Origin of the sequence: Aquiflexum lacus (genome assembly GCF_015476655.1) — a bacterium.
In the GTDB taxonomy this organism is placed as follows: Bacteria; Bacteroidota; Bacteroidia; order Cytophagales; family Cyclobacteriaceae; genus Aquiflexum; species Aquiflexum lacus.
The window spans coordinates 188,232-205,184 of the sequence record NZ_JABFHF010000007.1 but is presented as its reverse complement, the minus strand read 5'-3'; the positions used below and the strand labels follow the sequence as shown (position 1 = coordinate 205,184).

Here is a 16,953-nt window from a genome sequence, read left to right as displayed (position 1 = left end):
TTATAATCAAACTTTAGACAGACCTATCTGCTCGTATCCTTGATAAAGTCTGCCAAGTCTTTTTTGAACTTCACCAAAGAAGGCATATGCGTGTAAAACATATGTCCTGCCTCATAATAGGTCATGATGATATTGTCTCGTATTTCCGGTCTTAAGTTCATCTGATCAACGGTGTGCTCCACTCCATAAAACACGGTGGCCAGATCATAGTATCCATTCATCATCAATACTTTGACGTTGGGATCCTTGTTCATGGCATCTGCCATGTCAATGGCTGTATTGATGGAAATCATACTGCCCCATCCTTCATTTCCTCTGTGGGACCAATCCCATTTGAAGCCAGGTGAGGCATAGGCTGATGTCTTATAAGTCAAATTTTTGCTGACACCAAGATCTCTGTGAAAGTAATCCAAGAAACCCGCTGTATATGCAGGGGAAATCGCGTCACTCTGTGGGTCGGTAATTGCATTTTGATTTTGTGGCAATGGGTTAATGCCCTTAAATCTTGAATCCAATCTACCCACGGTCATGCCTTCTTCTCTTAGCAATTCATTGAAAAATTCCCGGGCTGTCATCCTCAGGTTATTCCTTTTCCAGATATCTTTCGAAATACCTGCATACTTTTCCATCTTTTCGGCAACACTGTTTTTTTCCGCATCGCTAAGCCTGCTTCCTTTAAAAAGAGCAGGCAAATACTCTTCTTCCGTGAATTCCCTCACTTCATCTACAAAAGCTTCCAGATTTGGATTCTTGTTAGGCAGCTTGTCATGGTACCATGCAGTAGTAGCATAAGTAGGGAAATGCACTAGGTATGAGTTACTTTCTTGGACAGGAAATGCCAATGACCTGATATCAAACACTGAGGATACCATAACTACCCCATTGAGGGCATATCCTTTGTCCAATAGATATTTCATTACTCCAGCATTTCTCATGGTGCCATAACTTTCGCCCAATAAATACTTGGGGGATTGCAGGCGGTCATATTCTTTTAAAAACTGCATAATGAATAAACTGATCGCTCTGATATCCTGGTCTACCCCCCAGAAATCTTTGCCCTCCGCTTTACCAATTGGCATACTCAATCCTGTACCAATAGGATCCATCATCACCACATCTGCAACATCCAAAATTGAATAGTCATTGTTGACCAATTGATACGGAGCGGCAGGAGTATAACCAGGGTCTTGCACCACTATCCTTTTTGGCCCCATTACTCCCATATGCAACCAATAGGATGATGAACCTGGCCCACCATTGTAGGAAAAGATAATCGGTCTTTTGGAAGGGCCATCTTCCTTAAAATAAGCTGTAAAGCCATGTAGCGCAATTGGTTCATTGTTTTCATCCCTGAGCTGCATTGTTCCTGCACGGGTCTTCAGCGTGTGGGTCACATTGTTGATTCGTACAGTTTGTGTTGAGTTAAAAACTTCACCTTCAGGTATTGCTTTTTCAGCTGTTTTTTCTTGGGCCACCAATTGGCCTTCAAAAAAGACAAACAGACTTAGTATTAATATTAATTTTTTCATATAAGATATTTTGTTGATTGATGCTTAAAGCTAAATAAATTCATGAATACCTCCATCCTATTTTTTATAAAGGACATATGTCTTATTTAGAAATTCATTTAAACTAAAATCAGTACATGGCAATTGAGAAAACTTGATATTTATCCGTATCACAAACGGATACAAACGGATACAAACGACTGTAACCCGACTATTTTTCAATGAATCAATCAATTTTGTAGCATTGCTTCCAAATTATCAGGAACAAAAGTCCTTTTTTCAAATCAAAACAAAAAATCATGAACAGAATCAGAAATCAGGTACAACTAATCGGGAGATTGGGTGCCAAAGCAGAGGTCAAACATTTTGACAAAGGAACGATCAAGGCAACTTTTAGGTTGGCCACCAAAGAAATTTTCAAAAACAACAAAGGGGAAAAAGTGGAAGAAACCACTTGGCATAACATTATAGCTTGGGGTCTTCCGGCCGAAATCATCGAAAAATACACTGACAAAGGTTCAGAGGTCGCAGTAGGTGGGAAATTGATCAACAGATCCTACAACGATAAAGACGGAAACAAAAAATATTTTTCAGAAGTGCAGATTGATGAAGTTTTACTCCTCGGTGAAAAAGTGACTTCAGTTTGAGTACAAATTGGTCAGCGGAAAAAACAACCGCTGACCAATTCATTTTTTTAACTCATTGAGATTGATGACAGTAACTCTTTTGGAGCTTAGGGTCTAACAATTCCTAAATATCAAATAAGTCAAAAATTTGTCTTTCTATGAACAAAAGCATCTTTTTATGAGTAATTTTAAGGTTCGAAAGACCTATTGAACATGAAAAGAATAGCAGTTTATACTTCAGGTGGAGATGCGCCGGGGATGAATGCCTGTATCAGGGCAGTAGTCAGGACATCAATTTTTAAAGGATTGGAAATCTATGGTATCAGTTACGGATATGATGGGATGATCAATGGAAATATCAAAAAAATGCAATCCCATTCAGTCAGCAATATCATTCAACGGGGTGGCACCATCCTCAAATCTGCAAGGAGTGAGCAATTCATGACCAAAGAAGGTCGAAAGAAAGCTTATGACCAACTTCGTGCCAATGGTATTGAAGGTTTGGTTGCCATCGGAGGGGACGGTACTTTTACAGGTGCAAAAGTGTTTTTTGAAGAGTTTGGCATTCCGGTGATAGGATGCCCCGGTACTATCGACAACGATATTTATGGTACAGATTATACCATTGGCTTTGATACTGCTGTCAATACAGCTTTGGAAGCTATTGACAAAATCCGGGATACCGCAGCAGCACACGATAGGATATTTTTTGTGGAAGTGATGGGAAGGGACAGTGGCTATATTGCTGTCGAATGTGGAATTGGAGGAGGTGCGGAGTTTGTCATGGTTCCGGAAACCGAAACTGATATCAAGAAAGTTGTGAAATCCCTGAAGAATCTTCGAAAAACTAAATCCTCGAGTATCATTGTCGTTGCAGAAGGGGGTGAAGAGGGCAACGCAGACCAAATCATGGAAAAAGTCAAAAACAAAATCCAGGATGAAGATAAGGAATTCAAAGTGACGACTTTAGGACATATTCAAAGGGGAGGAAACCCTACTGCTCGTGACCGGGTATTGGCCTCAAGATGCGGGATGGCAGCTGTTGAAGGTTTGATTGATGGCAAATCCAATTGTATGGCAGGAGTGGTAAGTGGAGAGGTTTTATACACTCCATTTGATGATTGTATCAATAAAACCAAACCACTCACTGGAGACCATCTAAAACTTATCGAAATCTTAAGTATATAAAAAAATATGGGATACATTCCTTTAATAATTATTCTTGGGGCGGTGGTAGCCTTATTCTTTATGGTTGTCAACAACACCTTAAATTCAAAGAAAAAGGCAATTCTCCTCTATCAGAATTCAATCATTGAAGGATTGTCTAAATTTGGAAATCAGGTCAAGACTGAACCCAAAATTGATGAAAAGACTTTTGAGCTGATAGAAGGGGCGTATAAAAAAACAAAGTCAGGTCTTGAAGCTAAAAACGACAACATTTTTGACACAGAAGTAAAAGTACCGTTTCAGTCTCTTAAACTTACCAAAGCACAATACAATAAATTGATCGGAAAAAGACCATATAGCTTTGTTGCAAGCTTAATGGGGCACAAAACCATTTAAACCCTCTATGATTTGTTGATCTATCTATTCGATTTCAGAAGTGATATAATCCAACATTTTTTTGAATTGGTCAGGATGAAACCATTTCATGTCTGAAATTCGCTTGAACCATGTCAGTTGCCTTTTGGCATATCTTCTGGAATTTCTTTTCAACAGACGTATGGCTTCTCCTTTGTTATATTTACCTTCCAAAAATCCGAAAATCTCAGAATAACCCACTGTCTGCAATGCATTCAAATGTCGAAGCGGAAATAGTTGCTCTGCCTCTTCAAATAATCCTTTTTCTATCATCAGGTCCATTCTTTGATCAATACGCTGATACAATTCTTCTCGATCTCTTTCTAGACCAATCTTGATGATTTGAAAGTCACGGATATTTTTTTTGTTTTTTCTAAAAGAACTATAGGGCTTTCCGGTCCCAATACCAACCTCTAAAGCCCTCATCAACCTTTGGGGGTTATTTCTATCGACAAGATTATAATAAACAGGATCAATCCTCTCCAACATTACTTGTAGGTATTCGACTCCTTTTTCTCCATAATCCGATATTAGTTGTTTTCTGATAGAAGGGTCAAGATCAGGAATGTCATCAAATCCATGACAAACAGCATCAATGTACAAACCTGAACCACCGGTCATCAAAACCACATCGTGCTTTTGAAAAAGATTTTGAAGAAGCTGCATGGTATCATGCTCAAATTTTTTAACATCATATTCCTCATGAATTGAAAGAGAATCAATAAAGTGATGGGGTACGACTGACAATTCCTCCTGACTTGGTTTTGCTGTACCCAAATCCATTTCTTTATAAAACTGTCTGCTATCAGAAGAGATGATTTCTGTTTGAAAAAATCCAGCTAGATTTAGACATGTTTCTGTTTTTCCAACCGCCGTAGGGCCAGCAATTACTAATAAATGTTTATTTTTAGGATCCAAGATTGAAAAAGAGGGTTTAGTGTAAGTATCAAAATTACCAATAAAATAAAATGAATAACAAAAAGGTGCTGATAGTGGATGACAATGCGCTAAACAGAAAGGTTTTTGAGCACATCATTGGCCAACTATATCTCTTTGAATCAGCCCAAAATGGCAAGGCAGCACTTGAAAAGTTAAAAGAGGAAAGTTTCGACTTGATCCTTATGGATATTCAAATGACTGTATTGGACGGAATAAACACGCTGAAAATCATCAAAAACGAACAGATATGCAATTGTCCTATCATTGCTGTCTCCGCCTATGCCAACGAGAGTGACCGGGATTATTTTTTGGCAACAGGTTTTGATGATTTTGTCCCCAAACCTATCAAACCAAAAATGCTTTTGGAATGCATAGACCAACATATAAGAAGAACCGATACGGGACCTTTATCCAATCCTACAATAGACCCTGACAATGAATTAGATGTAAAAGTTTTAAAGCAGCTTTTGAGATTTAATACACCAGAAAATATACGTGCTGTGTATGATGAGTTCATGGAAGAATCAGATCAGATTCTCTTAGATGTTGAAAATCTCATTTCAAATAAACAATTTGATGAAATTGGAGAAAAGTTGCATATTATCAAAGGGAATTCCGGGACTTTGGGGGCAATGGAAATATTTAACTTCTGCAGAAAATTTGAAAAAAACATAAAAACCCAAAATTTTGAAAATACGTTAGAAGAATCTCTATATTTGAAAACCCTTATACAATCATTCAAATCCAAAATTAAAACTTCTCAATTGTTAAATCCATGACGGAAAATAAAAAAGTTCTGGTCGCTGAAGACAGTTCAGTTATCATCAACCTCACAAAAAATGTGTTGATGTTTGAAAATTACAATATCACAGCCGTAAAAAATGGTAAACAGGTATTGGATAAACTTTCGTCAGAGAATTTTGATCTTATACTAATGGATATCAATATGCCTGTAATGGATGGTATAGAATGTACCAAAGCCATTAGGAATTTAGAAGACAAAAAGAAAGCAGATATTCCAATTGTTGCTATCACCGGGAATTACAAGAATTACACCCTTGATGACTTCAAAAAAGCAGGTTTAAATGATTATATTCAAAAACCTCTGGATTATGACCATTTATTGGCTACAGTAAAAAAACATCTGACATCAACAGAATGACTATTAAGTACACCAAAAATTTTCTGGATAAGCTTGAAAACCTATTTGCTTCCTCAGAATATATTTTGAGATACGAAAAAGGCAATTTCAAATCGGGATATTGTATCCTTAAAGAAAATAAAATTGTCATCATCAATAAATATTATACCCTCGACGGCAAAATCAATACTTTGATTGATATCATCAAAGAAATTGGTTTCAGCACCAAGGATTTTTCTGATAAAAAACTGCAGGACCTGATTTCTGAACTGCAACAAACCAAATTGAAACTTTGAAAGTTACATTTTTAGGGACAGGTACTTCCCAAGGTGTTCCAGTAATCGGATGTGACTGTCCGGTCTGTAGTTCTCTGGATTACAGAGACAAGAGACTCCGCAGTGCCATCCATTTAGAAATAGAAAACAAAAATATCGTCATTGATACAGGGCCTGATTTCAGGCAGCAAATGCTCAGAGAAAAAATCCAAAAGCTGGATTGTATACTTTTCACCCACGAACACAAAGACCATACAGCAGGATTAGATGACATCAGATCCTACAATTTTCTTCAAAAAAAGGACATGCCCATTTACGGGACTGAAAAAGTGCTGAATCAAATAAAACGGGAGTTCTCTTATATTTTTGAAGAAGTCAAATATCCCGGTGTCCCTTCCGTAACCACCCATGAAATCACCAATGCTCCATTTGAAGCGGAGGGGATAAGAGTTGTTCCAATTCAAGTGATGCATTATCGGTTGCCTGTGTTCGGATTTAGGTTTGGTGACTTCACTTACATCACCGATGCAAAGTATATTGACGACATTGAACTTGAAAAAATCAAAGGGACAAAAGTACTGGTGTTGAATGCGCTTCAACAAACCCATCACCTATCCCATTTCACCCTAAAAGAAGCCATTGAAATTGTAGATTTTTTAAAACCTGAGCGGGCATATTTCACACACATAAGCCACAAATTAGGAACACACAATGAAGTCGAGAAAACAATGCCCCCTCATATCCGTCTAGCTTATGACGGACTTCAAATAGAAATATAACCATGCATTTTAATTATCATTTTTTGAAATTCCTGATCCCAGAATTGGAGAGGAAATTTGTTGGTATGGAAATTATGGAATGTTTTTCCCAAAACAAAGACGAATTGGTCATAGGTTGCTCATTACAAAATAATGAAGCTTATATAAGGGCCAATCTATTGCCGTCTGTTTCATGCTTGGCCTTTCCTGATGGATTCAAAAGAAGTAAAAAAAACACCATCTCCCTCTTTCCGGAATTGATCGGGAAAAAGATAACAGGAATTGATCCTATCAAATTTGAAAGGGCTTTCGTAATTAGTCTTTCCGATGGAAGCAATCTATTGTTTAAGCTACATGGGACACGTAGCAATATCCTATATTTCCACGTTGGATCTAAACTACCACTTCTTTTATTCAGAAATGAACTAAGAGATGATAAAGAGATAGAAATAGAATCTCTTGCCAAAGAGCTGACTTTAGATTATGATACTTTCAAATTTCTGGAAGGAAATGCTTCCAAATTCCTCCCCACATTAGGAAAAATCCCAAGGGAATGGCTAAAAAGCAATGGATACCTCGAAGGTAGCATAGACAAAAAATGGGAATTGATGACCACGCTTTTGGACATGTTGGAGAGTCCGCTATATCATATTGTACATCAGGGAAATGAATATTTGCTGAGTCTATTACCTGCACCTGATTCATTATTTCAAACCGAGGATCCGATCAAAGCCTGCAATGAACTGTTTAGGTACCGAGTAGTCATTCAGTCATTCGAAAAGGAAAAAAATCACTGGTTAAAGCAACTTGAAGATCAGAATAAAAGGACAGTAGCATATATTCAAAAAACTACCCAGAAACTTGAAGGATTGGAAAATGAGATATCTCCTTCGCAAACTGCCGATATCATCATGGCAAACCTGCACCTAATAGAAAAGGGGCAAGAGGATATTGAACTATTCAATTTTTACAGCGGTAAACACGAACTATTCAAACTCAAAAGAGAACAGAGTCCTCAGAAATATGCTGAAAACCTATATCGGAAATCCAAGAACAGAAAAAAGGAAACTGAACAACTTTTTCTAAACCTGATCGAAAAAGAAAAACTTCTGGGCCAAACTAACGAATGGATAGCCGAGATTAAAGAGTTTTCAGATTTCAGATCCTTGAGGGATTTTATCAAAAGAAATCACCTTACCCCCAAATCAAAAGAACAGGAAGAACAAGTGCCCTACAAGCGTTTTGAGATTGAAGGTTTTGAGATTTTGGTAGGGAAATCTGCAAAAGCCAATGATGAACTGTTACGGAATTTTGCCTGGAAAGAAGACCTTTGGCTTCATGCCAAAGACGTATCGGGGTCACATGTGCTGATCAAATATAGATCCGGAATTAATTTCCCAAAATCAGTGATAGAGAGGGCAGCAGAATTGGCGGCCTACTATTCCAAAAACAAAAATGATAGTCTCGCACCGGTGATTTACACCCCCTCAAAGTATGTAAGAAAGATAAAAGGTTCTGCCCCGGGGGCCGTTATGGTTGATAAAGAAAGTGTACTGATGGTACCACCAAAAGGACCTCAGGAAGATCATTCGTGATTAAACGTAAATATCTTTTAATAATATTTTGGTTTTCGGGGAGGCCCTAAACTAATTTTATTGAATCCTTTTACCAACACTACTGTACCTGCAATTCCGATTGCTCCTCCCGTGTACAACAAGGCCTCTCCTAGTTCCGGACGGGTTCCCAATAACTGACCACCTATAATAGTGACTGTATAGCCCAAAGTGGCTACAAAAATCCCGGTCTTTAATTGTTTTTGGGATTGATGCAAATTCAGCTGAACTTCATAAACCTCTTTTTCCAATTTGACCACTGCATTAACCAGAGAATCAAGATTTATTTTTTCTTGGGATTGTGCATTTATATTGCAGACAAACCAGAATGTAAAAAATGTAGCGATGTAAACCTTTTGCATGTTCTATTGGTTGATCCAGTTTTTAAATTCATTCACACGCTCACGGGCAACTACGATGTCGTTTTCAAAAGCAGCACTCATATACAGCATTAACCTACCGTTGAAATAGGGTTTCATCTCTACCAAGCTGTCCAAATGGATGATCATCGACCTATTGATGCGGTAGAACCTCATCGGGTCAAGTAGGTGATTTTCCAATTCACTCAGATTGAAATCGACGATATACTTTTTGGCAGAGCCAGTTTCGACAAGGTAAGTAATCCCGCCTTCAGAATAAAAATAAGCAACATCTTCAACTGGAACAAATCGAATTTTATTTCCTGTCTTGGAGAGAAATCGTTTTTTATAGTTTTTTTGAGAATAGGAATTTAAAAAAGTCTCGACAAAGTCTGCATTAAAATTGGTAGGGGAATTACTTAAAGTGAGAGATTCCAATTTTTCAAAGGCTTTCAAAAGCCTTTCTTCCTGAATGGGTTTCAGCACGTAATCTATACAATTGTGATCAAAAGATTGTAGGGCGTATTGATCGAATGCTGTAATAAATATGATTGGAAAATCTATATTCCTACCCCTAAAAGCTTTAAAACTCAGCCCATCTGCCAAATGGATATCACATATCATCAGGTCAAAATTTAACTCGCTTTCAAAAATAGCTACAAGCTCTTTGATACTTTGTGCAGTTCCTACAACCTCCCAAGAAATTTTATTATCACTTATGATGGACTTAATTCTTTGCAAGGCCAAAGGTTCGTCCTCTACGATCACTATTTTCATAGGTTTTTATCAATGGAAGTTCAACTTTAAAATAATCCGGCATATCAAAAACACGGACAGCGTAATTTAAGAACTTATAACGGTCGGATATGTTTTGCAAACCTATGCCACTTGAGAATTCCACTGCTTCTTTCAATTGTTTTTTATTGAAAACTGTTATCGTCTTACAATCTGATTTTATGACCACTTCAAGAGGTTCCGATTTGGTGAAATAATTGTGCTTGACTACATTTTCGACCAATAATTGAAGGACCGCCGGGGGTATTAAAAAGTTTGAACATTGTTTATCAACCTCCAGATCAAAAATCAATGAGGACTGAAACCTGATAGCAAGGAGATCAATATAATTATTCAAAAAATCCATCTCTTCCGAAAGGGGTACCAGTTCCTGATCCTTTTTATTTAATATATATCTATAAATATTTGAAAGTTTCTGCAAATACGCATCTGCTGCTTTTACATCCTGATGGATCAATACAGACAATGCACTGAGATTATTAAAGAAAAAATGTGGATTAATCTGTGCATGTAAAGATTCTAATTTTGCAGCCACATTCAAGGTATGTAGCTTTTCAGCTTCAACAGCTTTTTCTTTAAATTTTTTGCTAAAAAAATAAATGGCATTGATACAGTTCAAAAACAGGTTGATTCTAAAAGTGAATCCGCTTGTCAAAAGAAAATTTTGCCAAGAATAAGTAAAGGGATCACCCATAATCAATCCTGTTGCATAAACAGAAATTAAACTGATCAATAAAGTTATCAAAATACTAAACCCAAACTGTACCAATAATGGATGTACGCCATTTAGGGTATTGATCACATATTTTTCAATTCCGGAATTTGCAAACCATACTGCATAACTGAGAAAAAAAATAATGTAAAATAAACTATCCGAAGGTAATTCTGCTTGGTATAATCTATCTCCTTCCAGAACCAAAATATTCAGGAATGAATACAATGCCAACAGCGCTGGAAATATAAAGTTATACTTATGCCTAAACATTTTTTATGCTTTTTCTTATTTTTTAAAAGGCTTTCAAAAACAAAAGGGGAATATAAATCCCCCTTTTGTAAAAGCAATATGAAGGGTAGTTAAATATTATTCTAATGTAGGAAGTACTACGCCATCGATTACATGGACTACTCCGTTTTGAATAGCTACATTGGCTATGGTCACGTTATAAGTGGTTCCAGCAGTATCAGTTACCGTAACACTATCACCAGTTCTGGTTACCGTTAGGTTTTCCCCAGCAAGTGTAGGTACAGACTGTGGCCCCTCTGCAAGATCAAAGGAGAATGCCGTCGCTGGAACAACATGGAAAGTCAAAACTTTACTAATATTGTCAGGACCTAATTTGGCGATTAATTCGTCTAAAGTATCAACTTCCTGAGCTTCCAATAATGCTAGAAATGCTTCATCCCTTGGAGCAAATACAGTGATTGCCTCTGCATCCAATAAAGCGCCACCCAAATTAGCTTTGGTTACTGCTTCTAACAATATATTCAATTCCGCAGCAGTCGCTGCCTCAACTACAGTTGGTAAAGTCAATTCGGGCAACAATACCTTATCAATCACATGGACTACACCATTTTCAATGGCAACATCGGCTGCAACTACCGTAGAAGTCACGCCATTGGCATCAGTCACAGTGACTGTACTGCCATTTTTCGTAACCGTCAATTCCTGACCTCCTAATGTTGGGAAAGTATTTGTTGCTGCCAAATCACCTGAAAAGGCAACAGCAGGAACAACATGAAATCCTAACACAGTTTCTAAGTTCTCAATACCACCAATCCTAGCAACCAATTGGTCTAAATTTGCTGCATTGAAAAGTTCCAGAGCATCTACAAATGCTTCATTTCTTGGCGCAAAAACTGTAATTGCATCAGCATTCAACAAATCATCAGCCAAGCCATCTACTGCCGTAACAGCATCTAAGAGTATAGTAAGTCCGGCATCTGTAGCAGCCTCAACCAAATTTGGAGTTGGTAAATCAATTTCAGGTATTAAAACTCTATTGATTACATGCACCACACCATTTTCGATCTCAACATTTGCAGTGGTAACATTGGCTGTATTTCCAGCTGCATCCACTACTGTGACTGCACCTCCTGAAGAGTTTACTGTAAGACTCTGCCCTGATAGGGTAGGAAAAGTATTTGTTGCTGCCAAATCAGTAGAAAAAGCAACTGCAGGAACAACATGAAAACCTAAAACAGTTTCCAAATTTTGGGCGCCTCCCAATTTAGCTACCAAATCGTTTAAATCTGTAGCACCGAATTCTGTTAGTGCAGAAGCAAAAGCAGCATTATCAGGTGCAAAAACTGTAATGGCCGGAGCACTAGTTAACGCTGATCCAAGACCTGGAATGGCTTCAACTGCATTAAGCAAAGTGGTTAAACCCGCTGCATTTGCTGCCTGCACCAAATTAGGTGCTGGTGGTTCTGGTGTTGGATCATCATTACAGGAATAAATCGCAAATAAAAGCGAACCTGTCAAAAGATACTTTAGGAAATTTTTCATAGTTAAGATGTTTAGTTTGATGTATAAACATATAATTCCAGAAAGTGATTTTTCAAACCTAGTTGAGTTGTAATATTTCTACCACAGACTGTTCATAAAGCGTCATGAACTGTAGTTAAAAATCAGGTAAGATGTTGGTAAGGTTAGGAGAATGAGTTGTTAAAAAGAGTTGATGTCTGGGGTTGGAAGTCCAGAGTCCGAAGTTCAGTGAGAACCCAGAGTCAAGCGTGCACACAAATAATGTGTCAAGAAAAATCAAGATGTCACAAGTGCGTTTACTTTGTAAATTATTTGATTGGGATTTTGCAAGCCCATTTCAAAAAATCAATTTTTACAGCAAAAAAAAAGCCTCCATTTGAAGGCTTTTAAACACTTTTAAATCAATTTCAATTTATATCTCAAAGCTATTTATTGAAGAATTCAACCTTACCAAAGTGACAACCTCTCATTCTCTACTTCGAGCACCAGAGATTAAAACCATCTTATGTCTTGCGTCTTGTGTCTTGCTTCTATTACTCCCACTTCCTACTTCCAGCATTATCAATACTAACCTACTCCACTATATGTATCTTCATCATATTGGTTTTTCCTTTGGCCTTCAAAGGCATACTTGCCGTGTTGATGATGATATCTCCTTTTTTGACATAGCCTTCATCTTTGAGGTGATTTTGAATATCCATAAAGGTCGCATCCGTAGATATATTGCTTTCATAATAATAAGCTCTTACACCCCACACCAAGCTTAGCTGATTCATCAGTGTTTCATTTCTTGTGAAAACGAGAAGATTCGCCAAAGGTCGGTAGGAAGCTAATCTCAAAGCTGTCATTCCTGATGTGGTAATGCCGACAATCGCCTTTGCCTTTACATTTCTTGATAACCTCGCTGCCATCAAAGTCAGGTTCTTGCTCAAAAAATTAGGGTCATCTTCGGGGATTTTATAAAGGTGGTGGAACACATCGGAATTGTTTTCAATATAATGAATGATGCTGCTCATGGCCTTCACCGAATTAATGGGAAACTGACCTGAGGCAGTCTCTGCAGAAAGCATGACAGCATCGGCACCATCAAGTACTGCTGTGGCCACATCATTTGTTTCAGCCCTTGTAGGTCTGGGATGATTCGTCATACTCTCCAGCATCTGGGTGGCGATAATCACAGGCTTGCAGGCAAGCTTGCATTTTTGGACTATCTTCTTTTGCCACAGAGGCACTTTTTCCATAGGGACCTCAACCCCTAAGTCACCTCTAGCAACCATAATGGCGTCGGTCGCTTCAATAATTTCATCGATATTCTCCAGTGCTTCAGGTTTTTCAATCTTGGCAACTATTTTACAATGCTTTCCGGCTTTTACGATTCTTTCTCTTAAATCAATGATATCTTCTGCCGATCTGACAAAAGACAAAGCAATCCAGTCTACCTCATTTTCAAGTCCAAATGCAAGATCTTCAATATCTTTTTCCGTAAGTGATGGTGCAGAAACACGGGTGTTTGGAAGATTGATCCCTTTTCTTGATTTAAGAATTCCTCCGTGAATCACAACACATTTTACATTTTTACCATCCGTGTTATTCACTGCCAATTCAATGTTTCCATCGTCAATAAGGATTCTGTCTCCTGATTTTACATCATTGGGAAGATTTTGATACACAGTACTGACCAATTCAGCATTACCGATAACCGGATCATTGGTAATGGTGATTTTTTGACCTGGCAAAATTTCCACCCCGTTATTTTCCATTTCTCCTACCCGGATTTTTGGGCCTTGAAGATCTTGTAAAATCCCGATTTTGTTAGTGGTTTTTTCGTTGATAGACCTGATCATCTTGATCACTTCAGCATGACCTTTGTGGTCGCCGTGAGAGAAATTTAATCTGAAAACATTTGCTCCTGCTTTCGCAAGACTGTTCAATACTTCAAGATTATTGGAGGCGGGTCCTATTGTAGCTAATATTTTTGTTTTGTTATAGGTTGCAATACTCATTTTTAAATAAGGGATTAATAGGTAAGTAAATTATCTTTTGATTTCAATTTATAAATATCAAGTTTAACTACATTTTGGACAAACTGACTGTCGGAAAGATTGTCAATATAGCGATTTAAATCCATTTCAAAAGTGTAGTCTTGAAGCAACAGAAAGTAGTCCATGATCTTTAGTTCGGGAACAAGGTATAATGAATTTGATCCTTCAGAATAAGACCTGTTTTTGAGCAATTGTACAAATCCATGTTCTTTTTCCTGAAAATATTTTGAAATTTTCAGAGTGGACTGATTCATCAGTTCAAGCACAAAATCGTCTGTTTTGACCAATTTTGTTCCCAATGATTTATTGATCCACCAAGCCATTTTATGATCCTTAACAGGCGCCATAAGACCTAAAAGATCAAAATCATATTGATGTTCAACGAATAATTTTGTTTTCTTCATGATGGAAGAATTATGTCAGGCAAAGGTAAAAATAATCTCCCAACTTCAAGGTTCTCACACAATATCTTGATTTAGGTACCTCATTTTTTTGGCAATAAGGTTTTAAATATATTTCTTTGCGGAGTGTTTTAAATTAAACTGTTCAAAAAATGTCTGAAATTGCACAAAAAGTAAAAGCCATTATCGTAGATAAGTTAGGCGTAGAAGAATCTGAAGTAACTCCTGAAGCTAGCTTCACTAATGATCTTGGTGCAGACTCACTGGATACAGTTGAGCTCATTATGGAATTCGAAAAAGAATTCAACATTTCTATCCCGGATGATCAGGCTGAGCAAATCGGTACAGTAGGTCAGGCTATTAGCTATTTGGAAGCTAACGTCAAATAATAAATCACTAAAATTCATTTATGAATTTAAGAAGAGTTGTAGTAACAGGTTTAGGTGCCCTTACACCGATTGGTAATACCGTTCCTGAATTTTGGAAAGGTCTTTCAAATGGTGTGAGTGGTGCTGCGCCTATTACTAAATTCGATGCCTCGCTTTTTAAGACGCAATTTGCTTGTGAAGTCAAAGGACTTGACTTAGATCAATTCATTGAAAGAAAAGAGGCAAGGAAAATGGATCCTTTCGCTCAGTATGCTTTAATTGCTGCCGATGAGGCAATCCGGGATTCAGGATTGGATCTTGAAAAAACAAATCTTTTGCGGGTTGGTGTCATCTTAGGTGCCGGAATAGGAGGATTAAAATCATTTCAGGATGAAGTTTCAGGATTTGCTTTGGGTGATGGAACACCTAGGTACAATCCTTTTTTCATTCCTAAAATGATCGCTGATATCAGCGCAGGTTTTATTTCTATCAAATACGGATTTAAAGGACCAAACTTCGTAACAGTTTCAGCTTGCGCTTCAGCTACAAATTCCATTATTGATGCATTCAATTATATCCGTTTGGGAAAAGCTGACATTTTTGTCAGTGGTGGCTCAGAAGCAGCTGTGGTAGAAGCAGGAGTTGGAGGTTTCAATGCCCTTAAAGCTTTGTCTCAAAGAAATGATTCTCCGGAAACAGCATCAAGGCCTTTTGACAAAGATCGTGATGGATTTGTTTTGGGAGAAGGTGCAGGAATCCTGATTCTTGAAGAATATGAACATGCCAAAGCCCGTGGAGCAAAGATATATGCAGAGTTAGTAGGTGGCGGAATGACAGCTGATGCCTATCACATCACAGCCCCGCACCCTGAAGGTGAGGGCGCAAGTAATGTGATGCTCCAAACATTAGAGGATGCAGGGATGAAGCCTGAAGACATCGATTATGTCAATGTACATGGGACTTCCACTCCTTTGGGTGATGTGAGCGAGGTAAAAGCCATTCAAAAGGTTTTTGGTGAACATGCCTTTAATCTCAACATCAGTAGCACCAAATCTATGACAGGTCATTTGCTTGGTGCTGCAGGAGCCGTGGAGGCAATAGCTTCCATACTTGCTATAAAAAATAACCTAATCCCTCCTACCATCAACCATTTCACGGATGACGAGGTTTTTGATAAAAGATTGAATCTGACTTTCAATAAAGCTCAAAAAAGAGAAGTCAGGGCTGCCTTAAGTAATACTTTTGGATTTGGAGGACACAATTGTTCTGTCATTTTCAAAAAAATCAGTGAGTAAATTGAAATTCTCCAGAATACTCCAGCTTAGGTCCCTGTTCTATTCAAAATATGAAAAAAGGCTTGCTGCCTCCATCAAACATATGGTAGGGAGCAAGCCTTTTAATTTGGTTTTGTACAAGCTCGCGATTAAACATGCTGCTGCCTCAGAAGAATCTATCAATGGGATGAAAATATCCAATGAGCGATTGGAGTACCTTGGGGATGCCATTTTAGGCGCGGTAGTGGCAGAGTTTCTTTTTATCAAATTTCCTTATAGAGACGAGGGCTTTCTTACCGAAACCCGAAGCAGGATGGTAAACAGGGAAGCCCTAAACCAAATCGCATTGAAAATCGGTCTTTCCAAAATAATCGAGGAAGAATACAAGGGTAAAAATTTGAGTTCACATAAATCAATATATGGTGATGCCCTAGAGGCCATGGTTGGCGCAGTGTACCTGGACAGAGGATATCATTTTTGTAAAAAGTTTGTTCTCAAAAGAATTATCATCCATTTTGACCTGGACAGTATCATCAGAACGACTTCAAATTTTAAAAGCAAAGTAATTGAGTGGTCCCAAAAAGAAAGCATGGAGGTGGATTTCAGGACAGTTTCTGTAAGCGGTTCTCAAAGATTCAAGGAATTTGCTGTTGACCTGTATATCAACAATGAGGTCGTTGCTACAGGCAAAGGTGCTACCAAAAAGAAAGCAGAACAGGAAGCTGCTAAAAATGCCTGCGAGATTCTCAATATAGCGGTTTAGAACAGTATCTTTGGAATTGGAGTTT

Annotated in this window: 19 protein-coding genes; 11 read left to right on the top strand and 8 right to left on the bottom strand. The window is 37.9% G+C overall.

The genetic code is table 11. The features are described 5' to 3' along the window. Positions 1 to 23: 23 nt before the first annotated feature. Entirely contained in the window at positions 24 to 1,529 is a 1,506-nt protein-coding gene (locus HMJ38_RS09070) for a S10 family peptidase (RefSeq protein ID WP_194974058.1), read from the bottom strand. A gap of 278 nt (positions 1,530 to 1,807) precedes the next feature. On the opposite strand from HMJ38_RS09070, the gene HMJ38_RS09065 reads away from it, so the two are divergent. From HMJ38_RS09065 to HMJ38_RS09055, 3 genes are all read left to right on the top strand, one after another. Then, positions 1,808 to 2,155 (top strand): single-stranded DNA-binding protein, encoded by a 348-nt coding sequence (locus HMJ38_RS09065; protein ID WP_194974057.1) that lies wholly within the window; start codon positions 1,808 to 1,810, stop codon positions 2,153 to 2,155. A 192-nt stretch (positions 2,156 to 2,347) separates the two neighbouring features. After that, positions 2,348 to 3,322, top strand: a complete 975-nt coding sequence (gene pfkA, locus HMJ38_RS09060) for a 6-phosphofructokinase (RefSeq protein WP_194974056.1) — start codon at positions 2,348 to 2,350, stop codon at positions 3,320 to 3,322. A gap of 6 nt (positions 3,323 to 3,328) precedes the next feature. Further along, positions 3,329 to 3,697, top strand: a complete 369-nt coding sequence (locus HMJ38_RS09055) for a hypothetical protein (protein WP_194974055.1) — start codon at positions 3,329 to 3,331, stop codon at positions 3,695 to 3,697. 24 nt (positions 3,698 to 3,721) lie between these two features. On the opposite strand, the gene miaA is transcribed toward HMJ38_RS09055, so the two are convergent. Further along, positions 3,722 to 4,633 carry a tRNA (adenosine(37)-N6)-dimethylallyltransferase MiaA gene (gene miaA / locus HMJ38_RS09050; protein ID WP_194974054.1) on the bottom strand — a complete coding sequence of 304 codons (912 nt, stop codon included), beginning with the start codon at positions 4,631 to 4,633 and terminating at the stop codon, positions 3,722 to 3,724. A gap of 50 nt (positions 4,634 to 4,683) precedes the next feature. Here miaA and HMJ38_RS09045 point away from each other — a divergent pair, with 50 nt between their 5' ends. Genes HMJ38_RS09045 through HMJ38_RS09025 form a run of 5 tightly spaced genes read left to right on the top strand, consistent with a single transcriptional unit; the run spans position 4,684 to position 8,423 of the window. Next, positions 4,684 to 5,433, top strand: a complete 750-nt coding sequence (locus HMJ38_RS09045) for an Hpt domain-containing response regulator (protein ID WP_194974053.1) — start codon at positions 4,684 to 4,686, stop codon at positions 5,431 to 5,433. Next, positions 5,430 to 5,816 carry a response regulator gene (locus HMJ38_RS09040; protein WP_194974052.1) on the top strand — a complete coding sequence of 129 codons (387 nt, stop codon included), beginning with the start codon at positions 5,430 to 5,432 and terminating at the stop codon, positions 5,814 to 5,816. The genes HMJ38_RS09045 and HMJ38_RS09040 overlap by 4 nt, the downstream gene beginning before the upstream one ends. Continuing rightward, positions 5,813 to 6,091, top strand: coding sequence for a hypothetical protein (locus HMJ38_RS09035; protein ID WP_194974051.1), 279 nt, complete (start codon positions 5,813 to 5,815; stop codon positions 6,089 to 6,091). Before HMJ38_RS09040 ends, HMJ38_RS09035 begins: the two co-directional genes overlap by 4 nt. Continuing rightward, positions 6,088 to 6,849: an MBL fold metallo-hydrolase gene (locus HMJ38_RS09030; RefSeq protein ID WP_194974050.1), complete on the top strand. Its 762-nt coding sequence runs from the start codon at positions 6,088 to 6,090 to the stop codon at positions 6,847 to 6,849. Before HMJ38_RS09035 ends, HMJ38_RS09030 begins: the two co-directional genes overlap by 4 nt. Positions 6,850 to 6,851: 2 nt before the next feature. Further along, the gene (locus tag HMJ38_RS09025; RefSeq protein ID WP_194974049.1) at positions 6,852 to 8,423 is read left to right on the top strand and encodes an NFACT RNA binding domain-containing protein; all 1,572 of its coding nucleotides are present in this window, start codon (positions 6,852 to 6,854) and stop codon (positions 8,421 to 8,423) included. Positions 8,424 to 8,440: 17 nt separating this feature from the next. On the opposite strand, the gene HMJ38_RS09020 is transcribed toward HMJ38_RS09025, so the two are convergent. The 6 genes from HMJ38_RS09020 to HMJ38_RS08995 form a co-directional block, all read right to left on the bottom strand. After that, positions 8,441 to 8,803, bottom strand: a complete 363-nt coding sequence (locus HMJ38_RS09020) for a hypothetical protein (RefSeq protein ID WP_194974048.1) — start codon at positions 8,801 to 8,803, stop codon at positions 8,441 to 8,443. Positions 8,804 to 8,806: 3 nt separating this feature from the next. Further along, positions 8,807 to 9,577, bottom strand: coding sequence for a LytR/AlgR family response regulator transcription factor (locus tag HMJ38_RS09015; protein WP_194974047.1), 771 nt, complete (start codon positions 9,575 to 9,577; stop codon positions 8,807 to 8,809). Then, positions 9,528 to 10,580 carry a sensor histidine kinase gene (locus HMJ38_RS09010; RefSeq protein ID WP_194974046.1) on the bottom strand — a complete coding sequence of 351 codons (1,053 nt, stop codon included), beginning with the start codon at positions 10,578 to 10,580 and terminating at the stop codon, positions 9,528 to 9,530. Before HMJ38_RS09010 ends, HMJ38_RS09015 begins: the two co-directional genes overlap by 50 nt. Positions 10,581 to 10,676: 96 nt before the next feature. Further along, entirely contained in the window at positions 10,677 to 12,101 is a 1,425-nt protein-coding gene (locus HMJ38_RS09005) for a fasciclin domain-containing protein (RefSeq protein ID WP_194974045.1), read from the bottom strand. A gap of 551 nt (positions 12,102 to 12,652) precedes the next feature. Then, positions 12,653 to 14,083 carry a pyruvate kinase gene (pyk, locus tag HMJ38_RS09000; protein ID WP_194974044.1) on the bottom strand — a complete coding sequence of 477 codons (1,431 nt, stop codon included), beginning with the start codon at positions 14,081 to 14,083 and terminating at the stop codon, positions 12,653 to 12,655. Positions 14,084 to 14,097: 14 nt separating this feature from the next. After that, on the bottom strand, positions 14,098 to 14,526 hold the full coding sequence (locus HMJ38_RS08995; protein ID WP_194974043.1) for an IPExxxVDY family protein: 429 nt from the start codon (positions 14,524 to 14,526) through the stop codon (positions 14,098 to 14,100). A gap of 149 nt (positions 14,527 to 14,675) precedes the next feature. Between HMJ38_RS08995 and HMJ38_RS08990 the strand changes: the two genes are divergently transcribed. Genes HMJ38_RS08990 through rnc form a run of 3 tightly spaced genes read left to right on the top strand, consistent with a single transcriptional unit; the run spans position 14,676 to position 16,928 of the window. Beyond that, a complete protein-coding gene (locus tag HMJ38_RS08990; RefSeq protein WP_008629501.1) occupies positions 14,676 to 14,912 on the top strand; it encodes an acyl carrier protein in 237 nt (78 codons plus the stop codon). Positions 14,913 to 14,932: 20 nt separating this feature from the next. After that, positions 14,933 to 16,186, top strand: coding sequence for a beta-ketoacyl-ACP synthase II (gene fabF, locus HMJ38_RS08985; protein ID WP_194974042.1), 1,254 nt, complete (start codon positions 14,933 to 14,935; stop codon positions 16,184 to 16,186). Position 16,187: 1 nt separating this feature from the next. Next, a complete protein-coding gene (gene rnc / locus HMJ38_RS08980; RefSeq protein WP_194974083.1) occupies positions 16,188 to 16,928 on the top strand; it encodes a ribonuclease III in 741 nt (246 codons plus the stop codon). Positions 16,929 to 16,953: the final 25 nt, after the last annotated feature.